The organism is Streptomyces sp. NPDC046122 (genome assembly GCF_056429965.1).
Genome location: NZ_JBWKLQ010000001.1, coordinates 146,454 through 162,220, shown reverse-complemented (window position 1 = coordinate 162,220; position 15,767 = coordinate 146,454). Strand labels below are relative to the sequence as shown.

The 15,767-nt window shown below is 70.8% G+C and carries 15 protein-coding genes; 11 read left to right on the top strand and 4 right to left on the bottom strand.

The features are described from left to right. The first annotated feature begins 20 nt into the window (after positions 1–20). The 7 genes from rsmD to mutM all read left to right on the top strand — a co-directional run bounded on the left by rsmD (position 21) and on the right by mutM (position 5,011). Complete coding sequence (gene rsmD / locus AC07FK_RS00690) at positions 21–605, top strand: 16S rRNA (guanine(966)-N(2))-methyltransferase RsmD (RefSeq protein WP_479101327.1); 585 nt, start codon at positions 21–23, stop codon at positions 603–605. A gap of 26 nt (positions 606–631) precedes the next feature. After that, the gene (gene coaD, locus AC07FK_RS00685) at positions 632–1,111 is read left to right on the top strand and encodes a pantetheine-phosphate adenylyltransferase (protein WP_479101325.1); all 480 of its coding nucleotides are present in this window, start codon (positions 632–634) and stop codon (positions 1,109–1,111) included. Between the two features lie 97 nt (positions 1,112–1,208). Beyond that, complete coding sequence (locus AC07FK_RS00680) at positions 1,209–2,261, top strand: ATP synthase F0 subunit B (protein WP_479101323.1); 1,053 nt, start codon at positions 1,209–1,211, stop codon at positions 2,259–2,261. A gap of 140 nt (positions 2,262–2,401) precedes the next feature. Beyond that, a complete protein-coding gene (locus AC07FK_RS00675; protein ID WP_479102516.1) occupies positions 2,402–3,043 on the top strand; it encodes a YceD family protein in 642 nt (213 codons plus the stop codon). A 2-nt stretch (positions 3,044–3,045) separates the two neighbouring features. Beyond that, positions 3,046–3,219, top strand: a complete 174-nt coding sequence (gene rpmF / locus AC07FK_RS00670; RefSeq protein WP_003965982.1) for a 50S ribosomal protein L32 — start codon at positions 3,046–3,048, stop codon at positions 3,217–3,219. A gap of 7 nt (positions 3,220–3,226) precedes the next feature. Beyond that, positions 3,227–4,081, top strand: a complete 855-nt coding sequence (rnc, locus tag AC07FK_RS00665; protein WP_479101321.1) for a ribonuclease III — start codon at positions 3,227–3,229, stop codon at positions 4,079–4,081. 69 nt (positions 4,082–4,150) lie between these two features. After that, the gene (mutM, locus tag AC07FK_RS00660; protein ID WP_479101319.1) at positions 4,151–5,011 is read left to right on the top strand and encodes a bifunctional DNA-formamidopyrimidine glycosylase/DNA-(apurinic or apyrimidinic site) lyase; all 861 of its coding nucleotides are present in this window, start codon (positions 4,151–4,153) and stop codon (positions 5,009–5,011) included. Here mutM and AC07FK_RS00655 read toward each other — a convergent pair. Next, entirely contained in the window at positions 4,984–5,385 is a 402-nt protein-coding gene (locus AC07FK_RS00655; protein WP_479101317.1) for a winged helix-turn-helix transcriptional regulator, read from the bottom strand. The genes mutM and AC07FK_RS00655 overlap by 28 nt on opposite strands. Before the next feature lie 139 nt (positions 5,386–5,524). Next, on the bottom strand, positions 5,525–6,460 hold the full coding sequence (locus AC07FK_RS00650) for a CAP domain-containing protein (RefSeq protein WP_479101315.1): 936 nt from the start codon (positions 6,458–6,460) through the stop codon (positions 5,525–5,527). 146 nt (positions 6,461–6,606) lie between these two features. Between AC07FK_RS00650 and AC07FK_RS00645 the strand changes: the two genes are divergently transcribed. The 4 genes from AC07FK_RS00645 to AC07FK_RS00630 all read left to right on the top strand — a co-directional run bounded on the left by AC07FK_RS00645 (position 6,607) and on the right by AC07FK_RS00630 (position 13,153). Further along, on the top strand, positions 6,607–6,888 hold the full coding sequence (locus AC07FK_RS00645) for an acylphosphatase (RefSeq protein ID WP_479101313.1): 282 nt from the start codon (positions 6,607–6,609) through the stop codon (positions 6,886–6,888). Between the two features lie 370 nt (positions 6,889–7,258). Continuing rightward, complete coding sequence (locus tag AC07FK_RS00640) at positions 7,259–7,474, top strand: hypothetical protein (protein ID WP_028814575.1); 216 nt, start codon at positions 7,259–7,261, stop codon at positions 7,472–7,474. A 218-nt stretch (positions 7,475–7,692) separates the two neighbouring features. Next, positions 7,693–11,529, top strand: coding sequence for an AAA family ATPase (locus AC07FK_RS00635; protein ID WP_479101311.1), 3,837 nt, complete (start codon positions 7,693–7,695; stop codon positions 11,527–11,529). Positions 11,530–11,734: 205 nt separating this feature from the next. Next, positions 11,735–13,153 (top strand): sugar porter family MFS transporter, encoded by a 1,419-nt coding sequence (locus tag AC07FK_RS00630; protein WP_479101309.1) that lies wholly within the window; start codon positions 11,735–11,737, stop codon positions 13,151–13,153. Positions 13,154–13,193: 40 nt separating this feature from the next. Here the strand turns inward: AC07FK_RS00630 and AC07FK_RS00625 are convergent, their stop codons facing one another. Next, positions 13,194–14,165 carry an LLM class flavin-dependent oxidoreductase gene (locus AC07FK_RS00625; protein ID WP_479101307.1) on the bottom strand — a complete coding sequence of 324 codons (972 nt, stop codon included), beginning with the start codon at positions 14,163–14,165 and terminating at the stop codon, positions 13,194–13,196. 62 nt (positions 14,166–14,227) lie between these two features. Next, positions 14,228–15,688, bottom strand: coding sequence for a cytosine permease (locus AC07FK_RS00620; RefSeq protein ID WP_479101305.1), 1,461 nt, complete (start codon positions 15,686–15,688; stop codon positions 14,228–14,230). Positions 15,689–15,767 lie beyond the last annotated feature (79 nt).

Below are 15,767 nucleotides of genomic sequence, written 5' to 3'. Positions count from 1 at the left end.
GACCCTAGGAACCGACACCCATGACCCGCGTGATCGCCGGCACGGCCGGCGGACGCCGCCTGGCCGTCCCGCCGGGCAACGGCACCCGCCCCACATCCGACCGCGCGCGCGAGGGCCTGTTCTCCACCTGGCAGTCGCTGCTCGGCACCCTGGAGGGCATCCGTGTCGCGGACCTGTACGCGGGCTCCGGCGCGGTGGGCCTGGAGGCGCTGTCGCGCGGCGCCGCGCACGCCCTGCTCGTGGAGGCCGACAGCCGGGCCGCGCGCACGGTCCGGGACAACGTCCGCACGCTCGGCCTCCCGGGCGCCGAAGTCCGGGCGGGCAAAGCGGAACAGATCGTCACGGGTCCGGCGCCCGAGGCGCCCTACGACGTGGTGTTCCTCGACCCGCCGTACGCCGTCACCGACGACGATCTTCGGGAGATCCTCCTCACACTCCGCACCCAGGGCTGGCTAGCGGACGATGCCGTGGCCACCGTGGAGCGCAGCACAAGAGGTGGAGAGTTCAACTGGCCCAAGGGATTCGAGCCACTGCGGGCCCGTCGCTACGGCGAGGGCACGCTTTGGTACGGTCGCGCCGCCTCTACGTGCGAAGACGCACGATGACCGGACCGGAGAGCGAGGGACCACCGATGCGCCGCGCAGTCTGTCCCGGGTCATTCGACCCGATCACCAATGGACATCTCGACATCATTGCCCGCGCCTCCAAGCTGTACGACGTCGTACACGTCGCGGTGATGATCAACCAGTCGAAGCAGGGGCTGTTCACCGTGGAGGAGCGGATCGACCTGATCCGCGAGATCACCGCCGAGTTCGGCAACGTCCAGGTCGAGGCCTTCCACGGCCTCCTCGTCGACTTCTGCAAGCAGCGCGACATCCCGGCCATCGTCAAGGGCCTGCGCGCGGTCAGCGACTTCGACTACGAGCTCCAGATGGCCCAGATGAACAACGGCCTCTCGGGTGTCGAGACCCTGTTCGTCCCCACCAACCCCACCTACAGCTTCCTCTCCTCCAGCCTGGTCAAGGAGGTCGCGGCCTGGGGTGGCGACGTCTCCCACCTGGTCCCCCCGAAGGTGCTCGGCGCGCTCACCGAGCGTCTCGCCGGGAAGTGACAATCTGACGGAACGTCACCAGGTGTCGGACGGGGGCCGACTGCCCGTACAGTCGTGCCGTCCGTCTCCAGCCGGAAGAACAGGTGGCGAGCACACGGTGGACGTGCAGAAGAAGCTCGACGAGATCGTCGAGGCGGTCGGCAGCGCCCGGTCCATGCCCATGTCGGCCTCGTGCGTGGTCAACCGCGCCGATCTGCTCTCGATGCTCGACGAGGTGCGCCAGGCCCTGCCCGGCTCCCTGGCGCAGGCCCAGGAGCTCATCGGCGGCCACGAGCAGATGACCGAGCAGGCCCGCCAGGAGGCCGAGCGGATCATCGAGTCCGCCCACGCCGAGCGCGCCGCGCTCATCTCCGGCACGGAGGTCGCCCGCCGCTCCCAGGAGGAGGCCGACCGCATCCTTGCCGATGCCCGCCGCGACGCGGAGGAGATCCGCGCCGAGGCCGACGAGTACGTCGACTCCAAGCTCGCCAACTTCGAGGTCGTCCTCACCAAGACCCTCGGCTCCGTCGACCGCGGCCGCGAGAAGCTGCTGGGCCGGGGCCCCGGACTCGACGACCAGGGGTACGCCGACGAGGAGGCACCGGAGCGCAGCCACGACCCGGAGACCCTCAGGCAGCGCGCGGACGAGTACGTCGACACCAAGCTCGGCGCCTTCGAGGCCGTGCTCTCCAAGACCCTCGAAGCGGTCGGCCGCGGCCGGCAGAAGCTGCACGGGCGGGTGGCGACGGACGAGCTCGGCGCGCACATGCTGGCCCAGGACGAGGCGGGCCGGCAGCACACCAGCGACGCGGACTTCCTCGCCGACCTGGCCGAGCCGCACGCGGCCGCACCGGCGCCCGAGCAGCCGCAGGCCCCGCAGATCCCCGCGCAGCAGCCGTACGACCCGTACGCCTATCAGCAGCAGCCGGGGCAGGACCCCTACGCGTACCAGCAGCCCCAGGACCCGTACGCCGCCCCGCAGCCCGATCCGTACGGCTACCAGCAGGACCCCTACGCGTACCAGCAGCAGGGCTACGGCCAGGGCCAGGACTACGGCCACCAGCAGCAGGGGCACGTCCCCCAGCAGCAGGGTTCGCTCGACGAGACCAGCCTCTTCGACACGAGCATGATCGACCTCGACCGGCTGCGGGAGTACGAACAGGGGCGCTAGGCCGCCGATTGGGCCCTGGGCGAAGCGTCAAGTATCCTGGCTCTTCGGTCGCGCGTATGCCCGCGATCACGGCTGCCCGCTTCGCGTTTCCGCGACGGCGACACGGCGGCCCACCACACGAACCGAAAGCAGGAAGTCCCCTGAACGCCCACCTCGACCACCGCAACCCTCTCGTGTTCGACACACACGAGCTGGGCCGGCGTCCCGGTGCGCTCCAGCGGCTGACCCGCTCGGTGGGCGCCCCCAAGGACCTCGGTCTCGACGGGGTCATCGGAGTGCCCGAGGGCGCACCGGTGGATCTCAGACTCCGCCTCGAATCCGTCATGGACGGGGTGCTCGTCACAGGCACCGCCCGTGCGACGGCCGAGGGGGAGTGCGTAAGGTGTCTGGAGCCGCTGGAGCTGGCAGTTGCAGCGGACTTCCAGGAGATGTTCTCGTACCCTGCCGCCGATGACCGGGGCCGCTCCAAAGCGGAACCGGCCGACGACGACGAGGACGACGAGGACACGCTCTACCTCGAGGACGGTCTGTTCGACCTCGAGCCCGTGCTGCGTGATGCGGTGGTGCTCGCACTGCCGATGCAGCCGGTGTGCCGGGAGGACTGCCCCGGCCTGTGCCCGCAGTGCGGGATCAGGCTGGACGAGAACCCCGATCACAACCATGACGCCGTCGACATTCGATGGGCGGCACTGCAAGGACTCGCCGGGACCGACCAGGACGGCGAGAAGGACAACATTGGCGACGCCGCCGAGTCGGGCGTCGACGAGAAGCAGGAGAAGTAGCCGTGGCTGTTCCGAAGCGGAAGATGTCGCGCAGCAACACGCGCCACCGCCGGTCGCAGTGGAAGGCTGCGGTCCCCACCCTGGTTTCGTGTGAGCGTTGCCAGGAGCCGAAGCTCCAGCACATCGCGTGCCCGAGCTGCGGCACGTACAACAAGCGCCAGGTCCTCGAGGTCTGAGCGGCTGGTGAGAGGCACTGTGTCTAGCCCCAAGAAGGCGGATGACGCCAAGGCGGACAACGCCAAGAACTCGGCGGAAAACACAGCCTCGTCCCACACGCTTCTGGAAGGGCGGCTCGGGTATCAACTCGAGTCCGCCCTTCTGGTGCGCGCGCTGACCCACCGTTCGTACGCGTACGAGAACGGCGGCCTGCCCACCAACGAGCGTCTGGAGTTCCTCGGGGACTCCGTGCTCGGCCTGGTGGTCACGGACACGCTGTACCGGACCCACCCCGATCTGCCGGAAGGCCAGCTGGCCAAACTGCGGGCCGCGGTGGTCAACTCTCGTGCACTGGCGGAGGTGGGCCGCGGCCTCGAACTCGGCTCCTTCATCCGGCTCGGCCGGGGCGAAGAGGGCACGGGTGGCAGGGACAAGGCATCCATCCTCGCCGACACCCTCGAAGCGGTGATCGGCGCGGTCTATCTCGATCAGGGTCTCGGAGCCGCATCGGAACTGGTGCACCGGCTCTTCGATCCGCTGATCGAGAAGTCTTCGAGCCTCGGTGCGGGCCTGGACTGGAAGACCAGCCTCCAGGAACTCACCGCGAGCGAGGGCCTCGGCGTTCCCGAGTACCTCGTGTCGGAGACCGGACCGGACCACGAGAAGACCTTCACTGCTGCTGCCCGCGTCGGTGGTGTCTCGTACGGCACCGGCACCGGCCGCAGCAAGAAGGAAGCGGAACAGCAGGCGGCGGAGTCCGCGTGGCGCGCGATCCGCGCGGACGCGGACGCGCGCGCGGAGGCGGCTCCGGCCGTCGCCGAAGCGACCCCCGTCACGGCCACGGCCGACGACGCGACGCAGTCGGCCCAGGCCGGCGCCTAACCCGCGCGAGCACTGCTCTCTGTGCCCCCTGCCGGATCCCGGCAGGGGGCACAGCGGTATGCTGCTGACGTGCCAGAGCTCCCCGAAGTCGAAGTCGTACGACGCGGATTGGAGCGCTGGGTCACCGGCCGTACCGTCGCCGAGGTGCAGGTCCTGCACCCCCGGGCCGTACGCCGCCACCTCGCCGGCGGTGAGGACTTCGCCGCCCGTCTCCAGGGGCACCGCGTCGGAGCCGCGCGCCGCCGGGGCAAGTACCTGTGGCTGCCGCTCGAAGACACCGCCGCCTCCGTACTCGGTCACCTCGGCATGAGCGGCCAGCTCCTCGTCCAGCCCGAGGCCGCCCCCGACGAGAAGCACCTGCGCATCCGCGTCCGCTTCGACGACGCCCTCGGCACCGAGCTGCGCTTCGTCGACCAGCGGACCTTCGGCGGGCTCTCGCTGCACGACAACTCCCCGGAGGGGCTCCCCGACGTCATCGCGCACATCGCGCGCGACCCGTTGGACCCCGCCTTCGACGACGACGCCTTCTTCGCCGCCCTGCGCCTGCGCCGTACGACGGTCAAGCGAGCCCTGCTCGACCAGTCGCTGATCAGCGGCGTCGGCAACATCTACGCGGACGAGGCGCTGTGGCGCGCGCGGCTGCACTACGAGCGCCCAACCGCGACCCTCACGCGCCCCCGGGCGGCCGAGCTCCTCGGCCACGCGCGGGACGTGATGAGCGCCGCCCTGGCCGTCGGCGGCACCAGCTTCGACAGCCTGTACGTCAACGTGAACGGCGAGTCCGGCTACTTCGAGCGGTCCCTGGACGCGTACGGACGTGAGGACGAGCCCTGCCGGCGCTGCGGCACCGCGATGCGCAGGCGGCCGTGGATGAACCGCTCCAGCTACTTCTGCCCGCGCTGTCAGCGCCCGCCGCGCGTCCCGTCGTAACGCGCCCGCGCCGTCAGCACCTGGGGCATACGGCCTTCCACCAGCTCGATCAGGGCCAGCAGCCGTCCGGCGACCTCCTGGCCCAGCGGCGTCAGCTCGTAGTCCACGCGCGGGGGATTGGTCGGCTGGGCCCGCCTGCTGACGAGTCCGTCGCGCTCCAGCGCGTGCAGCGTCTGGGACAGCATCTTCTCGCTGACGCCGTCGACCCGGCGGCGCAGTTCGTTGAAGCGCAGCGTGCCGCCCTCCCGCAGCGCGCCCATCGTCAGGCCGCCCCACCGTCCCGTCACGGCCTCCAGGGTGCCGCGCGAGGGGCAGCCCCGGGAGAACACGTCGAATCCGGAGTCGCCGCGGGCCTGCTGCGCCGTGTCGTCCATACCGCCAGCATACCGGCGTAGCACTAACCCTGAGAAAGCGCTTTTGTCAGTGGGGTCGTCTGGATGTGCGAACGCGAAGGCCCCCGTCCGGAGGGAGGGGGGCCTTCGCGCGGGCCGCGTTCGGTGGTCCGAGCCGGGTTCAGAAGCCGAAGTTCTGCGTCCACCAGGGGCCGCCCGGCGCCATGTGCACGCCGACGCCCAGGGTCTTGAACTCGCAGTTCAGTATGTTCGCCCGGTGGCCCTCGCTGTTCATCCAGGCGTCCATCACGGCCTCGGCGTCGGCCTGGCCGCGGGCGATGTTCTCGCCGCCCAGCCCGTCGACGCCCGCCTTCTCGGCGCGGTCCCAGGGGGTCGCCCCGTCGGGGTCGGTGTGGTCGAAGAAGCCGCGGGTGGCCATGTCCTCGCTGAAGTCCTGCGCCAGTGAGCCGAGCGCCCTGTCGGCCCGCACCGGGGAGCAGCCGGCCGTCGCGCGCTCCTGGTTGACCAGCTTCAGGACGGCCGCCTCCGCGGCGGTCTCGGTGCCGGAGCCGGCGTCGTCCGGTCCACCGGTCTCCGGGACTTTCACGGTCGGGGTGGGCACGACGCGTTCCGGCCGCGTGGTCTTCGGGGGCGCGGCCGGCTTCTCGGTGCGCCGGTCCTCGGCGGTCTCCCGCCGGGACGGCTTGGCGGACGGCTCGGCGGAGGGCTTCTGCGCGGACTTCGAGGGCTTGGACGGCTTGGGCGAAGGGGACTTCGACGGTGCGTGGGCCCGCTCGGTGTCCTGGGCGGCCGGAGTCGTCGCCCGGTCCGTGGGCTGCGCCGAACTGCCGCCCTGCGTCTCGAGACCGGTCGCGCCCTCGGCGCTGACCCGGTCGCCCGAGCCGCCGCTGATCGAGAAGTTCTCCCCGCCGGGAAGCACGCCGGAGGTGACGGCCACGGCGCCCAGGGCGACGGCGGCGGAGACGCCGAGCAACCCCGTGCGCACGGGCGCCGCCCGCTTCTTCCTGCGGCGCGTACCCGTCTGGTACCGGCCGGCCGGTGCGTCCGCGTGGTCTCCTGCTACGGGTCCGGCGGCGGAGCGACGATGGCGTCCCATCTGCTGTGCCTTCCTGGTGCCTGCTCGACGTGGTCCACGTCGATGCGTCTCACTCGAATGGGTGAGGCTTTATTTCGTCGGGACTGTACGCCATGACGCGTGAGGGCGAAGTGCCTCGTGAGCAATTGGCCCGTTAGCGTGCAGGCATGAACGAAGATGTACGGCTCACCGCCTGGGTGCGCGGCCGAGTACAGGGAGTGGGCTTCCGCTGGTTCACCAGGGCAAACGCTTTGGAGATCGGCGGTCTCGCTGGCTTCGCGCTCAATCTGGAGGACGGCCGGGTACAGGTCGTGGCCGAGGGTCCGCGTGAGAATTGCCACCGTCTGCTGGACTGGCTGCGCTCCGCCGACACTCCCGGGCGGGTCGACGGTGTGACCGAGATCTGGGGCACGCCGCGCGGCGGTTATGCGGGCTTCGCGATTCGTTGATCGATTCCAGCCGCGGGGCGCCTCCGGCGCGTTTCGCAGATGCCCGTGGCGGGTGCGTGGGACAGAAACGACCTGGTGGTTGCCAAGAAACAGTTGTCGTGGAAAGCTGCCGCAGTACGGATGATCTCTACGCCCCCAGGGCCCCGCAGATGAGGCGGCGCCGCGCTTTCCGCGGCTGCGCGCCCCCGGGCTGCCCGCGATACGGGGCGTGATCGTGTTGACCGTCAAACTTTTTGGTGAGACTCTGGAAGCCCCGCGCACCTTAGCTGTTTGGCATTGAGAACGACAGAGATGACAAGCACCGCGGGTGCGATTCCCTCACGACCCACCACCGCTTCGGTCGGTCACTCAGTGTGGAGGACCATCCATCATGGCAAAGGCGCTTCTCGGTTACGTCGGCGGCTCCGACCCGCGACTCCTCGCCGAGATGCGACGGCTTCAGCAGCGCGTCCAGGATCTCGAGTCCGAGCTCAACCGGATTCAGTCCGAGAACGACGCGCTGAGCGCCGCCGCTCACCACCGCGGAGATTCGCTGCTCGACAGCATCGACATCGACGTACCCCAGGCGGAGCCCGCGCTCACCTGACTCGGCTCGTAGGAGAATCCGAGCCCGTCAGGCTGTCCGTATCAGCCGCTTGAGATCTGCTCAAGATCTAACAGCACGACATTGCAAGGGACGCTTCGGCGTCCCTTCTTTTTTCCCGCCCGTGGTCCCGCCCGCCCGTATGTACACCTCTTCCCTTACCGTCTGATGTGCCCTGCACCTTCATGGGTGAAACCGGCGGTGAAAGGTAGAGTGCGGCGGTGCATCTCAAGGCCATGACTCTCCGCGGTTTCAAATCCTTCGCGTCGGCCACCACGCTGCGGTTCGAACCGGGCATCACCTGCGTCGTCGGCCCCAACGGATCGGGCAAGTCCAACGTCGTGGACGCCCTGTCCTGGGTGATGGGAGAGCAGGGAGCGAAGTCGCTGCGCGGCGGCAAGATGGAAGACGTGATCTTCGCCGGGACCACCGGGCGGCCGCCGCTCGGCCGGGCCGAGGTCTCCCTGACCATCGACAACTCCGACGGCGCGCTGCCCATCGAATACGCCGAAGTCACGATTACGCGGATCATGTTCCGCAACGGCGGCAGCGAATACCAGATCAACGGTGACACCTGCCGGCTGCTGGATATCCAGGAACTGCTCTCGGACTCCGGCATAGGGCGGGAGATGCATGTCATCGTCGGGCAGGGCCAGCTCGACTCGGTGCTGCACGCCGATCCGATGGGCCGCAGAGCGTTCATCGAAGAGGCCGCCGGCGTCCTCAAACACCGCAAGCGCAAAGAGAAGGCGCTGCGGAAGCTCGACGCGATGCAGGCGAACCTCTCACGCGTACAGGATCTGACGGGCGAACTGCGACGCCAGCTCAAGCCGCTCGGGCGGCAGGCGGCCGTCGCGCGGCGGGCCGCCGTCATCCAGGCCGACCTGCGCGACTCGCGGCTGCGGCTGCTCGCCGACGACCTGGTGGCGCTGCGCGAGGCGCTGCGCGCGGAGATCGCCGACGAGGCCGCACTCAAGGAGCGCAAGGACGCGGCCCAGGCGCAGCTGCGGGCCGCGCTGGCGCACGAGGCGGAGCTGGAGGAAGCGGTACGCCGCCTCGCTCCGCGGCTGCAGCGGGCGCAGCAGACCTGGTACGAGCTGTCCCAGCTGGCGGAACGGGTGCGCGGCACGGTGTCGCTGGCCGACGCCCGGGTGAAGAGCGCGACGGCCCCCCAGGAGGAGGAGCGGCGCGGGCGCGACCCCGAGGACATGGAGCGCGAGGCCGCGAGGGTCCGGGAGCAGGAGGCGGAACTCGAAGCCGCGCTGGAGGCGGCGCAGCGGGCGCTGGAGGACACCGCCGGGCACCGGGCCGAGCTCGAACGCGAGCTCGCCGAGGAGGAGCGCAGGCTCAAGGACGCCGCCCGCGCCATCGCCGACCGGCGCGAGGGCCTCGCCCGGCTCAGCGGCCAGGTGAACGCGGCGCGCAGCCGGGCCGGTTCGGCCCAGGCGGAGATCGACCGGCTGGCCGCCGCGCACCGGGACGCCCAGGAGCGCGCCGCCGCCGCACAGGAGGAGTACGAGCAGCTCAAGGCCGAGGTGGAGGGGCTGGACGCGGGCGAATCCGACCTGGCCGACCAGTACGAAGCCGCCCGGCGGGAGCTGGCCGAGGCGGAGGCCGGGCTCACGGCGGCCCGGGAGGCGGCCACCTCCGCCGAGCGCCGCCGGGCGGCGACCTCCGCCCGGCACGACGTACTGGCCCTGGGGTTGCGGCGCAAGGACGGCACGGGTGCGCTGCTCGCCGCGCGGCCCGGGCTCGGCGGGCTGCTGGGCCCGGCGGCGGAACTCCTCTCGGTCGCCCCCGGCTACGAGGTGCCGGTCGCGGCGGCGCTGGGCGCGGCGGCCGACGCGGTCGCGGTACGGGACCCGGCCACGGCCGCCGAAGCGATCCGCCTCCTGCGCAAACAGGACGCCGGCCGGGCGGTGCTGCTGCTGAGCGGGCCGGGGGGCACGGGGGACGCGGGCGGCGGGGGAAGCCCCGGCGCCCCGGCGTTCGTGGCCGACGTACCGGGGCAGGCGGCCGGTGACGCGGCCGACGGCTTCGCACGCCCGGGGGCCGTGCCCGAGCAGGCAGGTGGCCCGGATACGCCCGGGAGCGAGGGAGCGGGCGCCGGGGGTACGCGTGGTGCGGCCGGTTCGAGCGCTGGGGCCGGGGCGACCGCCGGCGCACGTGACGCGTCCGCAGCAGAGGGCGCGGCCGCCGGCGCGGAGGAGGGCCGGGGGGCCGCCGTCGTGGTCGCGCCGCGGCGGCCGGGCGGCGCCCCGGCGCCCGTCGCCGAACTGGTGCGCGGCCCCGCCGCTCTCATGCCCGCCGTACACAGGCTCGTACGGGACATGGTCGTCGTCGGGACGCTGGAGGACGCCGAGGACCTGGTCGCGGCCCACCCCCACCTGACCGCCGTGACCGCCGAGGGCGACGTCCTGGGGACGTATTTCGCGCACGGCGGTTCGGCGGGCGCGCCGAGCCTGCTGGAGGTGCACGCCTCCGTCGACGAGGCCGCCGCCGAGCTGGAGGAGCTGGCCGTACGGTGCGAGGAGCTGGCGGCGGCGCAGCACCGGGCGGGGGAGCGGCGGGACGCCTGCGCCGCGCTCGTCGAGGAGTTGGCCGGGCGCCGCCGCGCCGCCGACCGGGAGAAGTCCGGCGTCGCTCAGCAGCTCGGGCGGCTCGCCGGCCAGGCGCGCGGCGCCGCCGGCGAGGCCGAACGGTCGGCCGCGGCGACCGCCCGTGCCCAGGAGGCGCTGGAGCGGGCCGCTCAGGAGGCCGAGGAGCTGGCCGAACGCCTGCTGGTGGCCGAAGAGGCGCCCCTGCAGGAGGAGCCGGACACCTCGGTGCGGGACCGGCTCGCCGCCGACGGGGCCAACGCCCGGCAGACCGAGATGGAGGCCCGGCTCCAGGTCCGTACGCACGAGGAGAGGGTGAAGGGCCTCGCCGGGCGGGCCGACGCCCTCGACCGGGGAGCGCGCGCGGAGCGCGAGGCACGGGCGCGCGCCGAGCAGCGGCGCGCCCGGCTGCGCAACGAGGCGCGGGTGGCCGCCGCCGTCGCGTCCGGTGCGCGCGCCCTGCTGGCCCACGTCGAGGTCTCGCTCGTACGGGCCGACCAGGAGCGGGCCGCCGCCGAGGCGGACAAGGCCGGGCGCGAGCGGGAACTGGCGGCCGAGCGCGGCCGGGGCCGCGACCTGAAGGCGGAACTCGACAAGCTGACCGACTCGGTGCACCGCGGCGAGGTGCTCGGCGCCGAGAAGCGGTTGCGCATCGAGCAGCTGGAGGCCAGGGCGCTGGAGGAGCTGGGCGTCGAACCGGCGGGGCTCGTGGCGGAGTACGGCCCCCACCAGCCCGTACCGCCGTCTCCGCCCGCCGAGGGGGAAGACCTTCCGGACGACCCGGAGGACCCCCGCAACCAGCCGCGGCCCTTCGTACGCGCGGAGCAGGAGAAGCGGCTGCGAGCCGCCGAACGGGCGTACCAGCAGCTCGGGAAGGTGAATCCGCTGGCACTCGAGGAGTTCGCGGCGCTGGAGGAGCGGCACAAGTTCCTCTCCGAGCAGCTTGAAGACCTGAAGAAGACGCGCGCCGACCTGATGCAGGTGATCAAGGAGGTCGATGAGCGCGTCGAACAGGTCTTCAGCGAGGCGTTCCGGGACACGGCGAGGGAGTTCGAGGGGGTCTTCTCACGGCTCTTCCCGGGCGGCGAGGGACGCCTGGTCCTCACGGATCCCGGCAACATGCTCACCACGGGGGTGGACGTCGAGGCCCGGCCGCCGGGCAAGAAGGTCAAGCGGCTGTCCCTGCTGTCCGGCGGCGAACGGTCGCTGACCGCGGTGGCCATGCTGGTGTCCATCTTCAAGGCCAGGCCGAGTCCGTTCTACGTGATGGACGAGGTCGAGGCGGCGCTGGACGACACCAACCTCCAGCGGCTCATCCGGATCATGGAGGAGCTCCAGGAGAGCTCGCAACTGATCGTGATCACTCATCAGAAGCGGACGATGGAGGTCGCCGACGCGCTCTACGGCGTCTCGATGCAGGGGGACGGCGTCTCCAAGGTCATCAGCCAGCGTCTGCGCTGATCGGGTTCATCTCTTCAAACCTTGAACACAAGCCGACACGCCGCATTCATAAATTTCACGTTCCCTCGCTCTTGACTTCGAAACCTGAAGGCATAGTCTCGGCATCGTCGTTTTTACCTTCAAGTGGTGCGTGGCGGGATGCCGTGCCCCACTGGAAGTGCTTGCCCCCCACGCCAGGCGACGCGGCCAGGCACCAGGAGTTGATGTGACCAGCACAGCGCAACCACCGGCGTCCGGAGCCCGAGCGGCTCACCCGGATCACCTCGGCCACGTCATCTTCATCACGGCGGCAGCCGCGATGGGCGGCTTCCTGTTCGGCTACGACAGCTCCGTGATCAACGGCGCGGTCGAAGGCATCCGGGGCAAGTACGACGTCGGATCCGCGACCCTCGCCCAGGTCATCGCCATCGCTCTGATCGGCTGCGCCATCGGCGCCGCCACCGCGGGCCGCCTCGCCGACCGCATCGGCCGTATCCGCGTCATGCAGATCGCGGCCGCGCTGTTCACGATCAGCGCGGTCGGCTCCGCGCTCCCCTTCGCGCTGTGGGACCTCGCCTTCTGGCGTGTGCTCGGCGGCATCGCCATCGGCATGGCCTCGGTCATCGGCCCCGCATACATCGCCGAGGTCGCCCCGCCGGCGTACCGCGGACGCCTCGGCTCCTTCCAGCAGGCGGCGATCGTCATCGGCATCGCGGTCTCCCAGCTCGTCAACTGGGGCATCCTCAACCTCGCCGACGGCGACCAGCGCGGTGAGCTGCTCGGCATCGAGGCCTGGCAGGTCATGCTCGGCGTCATGGTGGTGCCGGCGGTGCTCTACGGCCTGCTGTCCTTCGCCATCCCGGAGTCCCCGCGCTTCCTGATCTCCGTGGGCAAGGTCGACAAGGCGAAGGCGATCCTGGCCGACGTCGAGGGCAAGCACATCGACCTCGACCTGCGCGTCAGCGAGATCGAAAACGCGATGCGCAGCGAGCACAAGTCCACGTTCAAGGACCTGCTCGGCAGCCGCTTCGGCTTCCTGCCCATCGTCTGGGTCGGCATCGGCCTCTCGGTCTTCCAGCAGCTCGTCGGCATCAACGTCGCCTTCTACTACTCCGCGACCCTGTGGCAGTCGGTCGGCATCAACCCCAGCGACTCGTTCTTCTACTCGTTCACCACGTCGATCATCAACATCATCGGCACCGTGATCGCCATGATCTTCGTCGACCGGATCGGCCGCCGACCGCTCGCGCTCATCGGCTCCGCCGGTATGGCGCTCGCCCTGGCTTTCGAGGCGTGGGCCTTCTCCGCCGACCTGGTCGACGGCAGGCTCCCGCACGCGCAGGGCGTCGTCGCGCTCATCGCGGCCCACGTCTTCGTGCTCTTCTTCGCTCTCTCCTGGGGTGTCGTCGTCTGGGTCTTCCTCGGCGAGATGTTCCCCAACCGGCTGCGCGCCGCCGCGCTCGGCGTCGCCGCCTCCGCGCAGTGGATCGCCAACTGGGCGATCACCTCGAGCTTCCCGAGCCTCTCCGAGTGGAACCTCTCGGGGACGTACATGATCTACACATTCTTCGCCGTGCTCTCGATCCCCTTCGTGCTCAAGTTCGTGAAGGAGACCAAGGGCAAGGCGTTGGAGGAGATGGGCTAAACCCCGCTGCCCCGCTCCTCGGACACGGCACTGCCCCGGCTCAGCTGTTGAGCCGGGGCAGTACGTCTTCGCAGAACAGCTGCAGGCTGCGCCAGCCCTCGTCGACCGGCATCCCGCCGCACAGCGGATGCAGGACGAGACTCTCCGCCGCCTGCGCCGCGCACTCGTCCGGCGTCACGACGCGGTAGACCCCTTCGCCGCGCAGCTCGTCCACGGTGGTCGCCCGCGACCGCACAGCCGACCTGATGTCCTTCGACTGCCAGGAGGCGTACGTCTGCGCCTCGTGCAGGAAGTGCTCGCCGTACTGCGCCCACGTGCGGTCCGGATCCTCCGATATGTGCAGCAGAGCCGTCGAGGCCGACGGCATCATGCAGAAGCCCTCGGTGCCGAACTCCGCCCGCCGCGCGTGGTAGTACGCCTCCAGCTCCGGCAGGTGCGCGCTCGGGAAGAACGGCAGCCCGAACCGGGCCGCGCGCCGGGCCGCCGCCCGCGACGATCCGCCGACCAGCAGCGTCGGATGCGGCTGGGTGTAGGGCCTGGGCGTGACGCGCACGGTCCGCCCGCGGTACGGGAAGGGCTCGCCGGTCCACGCCAGGAGCAGCGTTTCGAGCACCTCGTCCTGCAGGGCGCCGCGCCGCCCCCACTCGACGCCGAGCTGCTCGTACTCCTCCGGCCGGTAGCCGATCCCCGCCACCGTGACCAGCCGCCCCCGGCCGATCAGGTCGAGCACGGCGATGTCCTCCGCCAGCCGCAACGGCTCGTACAGCGGACCGATGACCGCCGAGACGGTGACCGCGATGCGCCGTGTCGCGCCCAGTACCGCGCCGGCGAGGACGAAGGGGGACGGGAGCCACCCGTTCGCGGTGCCGTGGTGCTCCTCGGTCTGCACGGTGTCGATGCCCCGGTCGTCCGCGTACGCCGCCATCTCCAGCGCGGCGCGGTACCGGGCCGCGTGGCCGACGGGGGTCGCGTCGGGATCGACGAGGTTGAAGCGGACCACTGTGAAGGTCATGACGAAACGTCCCCCTCCGCCGGATGCCGGTGTGGCGAAGGGGGACGTTAGTTGACGTGACGTCAGATGGACAGGGTTCCGGCGGGCTCGCGGACCGGCTCGGCCCCGTCCCGCTCGGGCGCCGCGGCCTTCGTCCTCGGCAGCACCGCGTACAGCAGCCCGGCCACGACGACGGTCGCCGCCCAGCCCAGACCGTTGCGCCCGATCCAGGAACCGGCGAGCGGCCCGGTGAACCAGTCGACCTTGGTGAACAGCAGACCCGTCACCAGCGCCACGCCCCAGGCCGTCATGGCCTGCCAGGCGAAACCGCCCCGGTACCAGTAGCCGCTGGTGCGGGTGGTGTCCATCAGCGCTTCGCCGTCGTACACGCGCCGGCTCAGCATGTCGACACCGAAGACGCCGATCCACGCCGAGAACGCCACGGCCAGCAGGGTCAGGAAGGAGATGAACGAGCCGAAGAAGCTCGTCGCCACGACCATCAGCAGGAAGCCGAAGACCAGGCTGATGGCGGCGTTCACGCTCACCGCCCAGGCGCGCGGCACGTTGATGCCCAGCGTCTGCGCGGTGAATCCGGCGGAGTACATGGACATCGAGTTGATGAGCAGCATGCCGATCAGGGCGATCAGCAGGTACGGAACGGCGATCCAGCTCGGCAGCAGCTCGCCGATGAAGGACACCGGGTCCTTGGCCGACGCCAGGTCCGGTGTGCTGACGGCCATCACCGCGCCCATCAGCACCATCGGCAGGACGACGACGCCCGCGCCGCCGACAGTGGCGGCGACCATGCCGCCGCCCGAGGCGTTGCGGGGCAGGTAACGGGTGAAGTCGGGACCCGAGGGCACCCAGCTGATGCCGCCGGCCGCGATGGTGCCGATGCCCGCGATCATCATCGCGGTGGAGCCGGCAGGCTTGGCGAACACGGCCGACCAGTCGGTGCCGGCGATCAGGTAGATCAGCACGAGCACGCTGAAGGCGCCGAAGAGATACGTCGACCAGGTGCTGCACCGGCGCAGGGCGTTGATGCCGAGCCCCGAGACGAGGAACGTGCAGCCGACGAAGAGCAGCAGCGTCACGACGATCAGCGGGGTGTTGCTCTTGATGCCGAAGAGCAGGTCGAGCACGGTCAGTACGGCGTAGGCGCCGGTCACCGCGTTGATCGTCTCCCAGCCCCAGCGCGCCACCCAGATCAGCGAGCCGGGGAAGAGATTGCCCCGCTGCCCGAACACCGCCCGCGAGAGCGCCATGCCGGGCGATCCGCCCCGCTTGCCCGCGATGGAGATCAGGCCGGTGAGCCCGTACGAGACGAGCGGCGCGGCCACCGCGACGGCCAGGACCTGCCAGATGTTCAGGCGGTTGAAGACCACCAGACCGGCGCCCATGGTGAGCAGGAGCACGCTGATGTTGGCGGCGACCCAGGTCGGGAACAGTTCACGTACGCGGCCCGAGCGCTCGCTGTCGGGGACGGGCTCGAGACCGCGGGTCTCTATCGCGCCCTCGGACTCGGGGGCGGACGTTTCAGGCATGGTGGAACTCCGTGCGGGGGTGGGGGGAACGAACAACATCTTACGGTCACACCGGCGTACGGTCCCCCCAAAAGGTCCA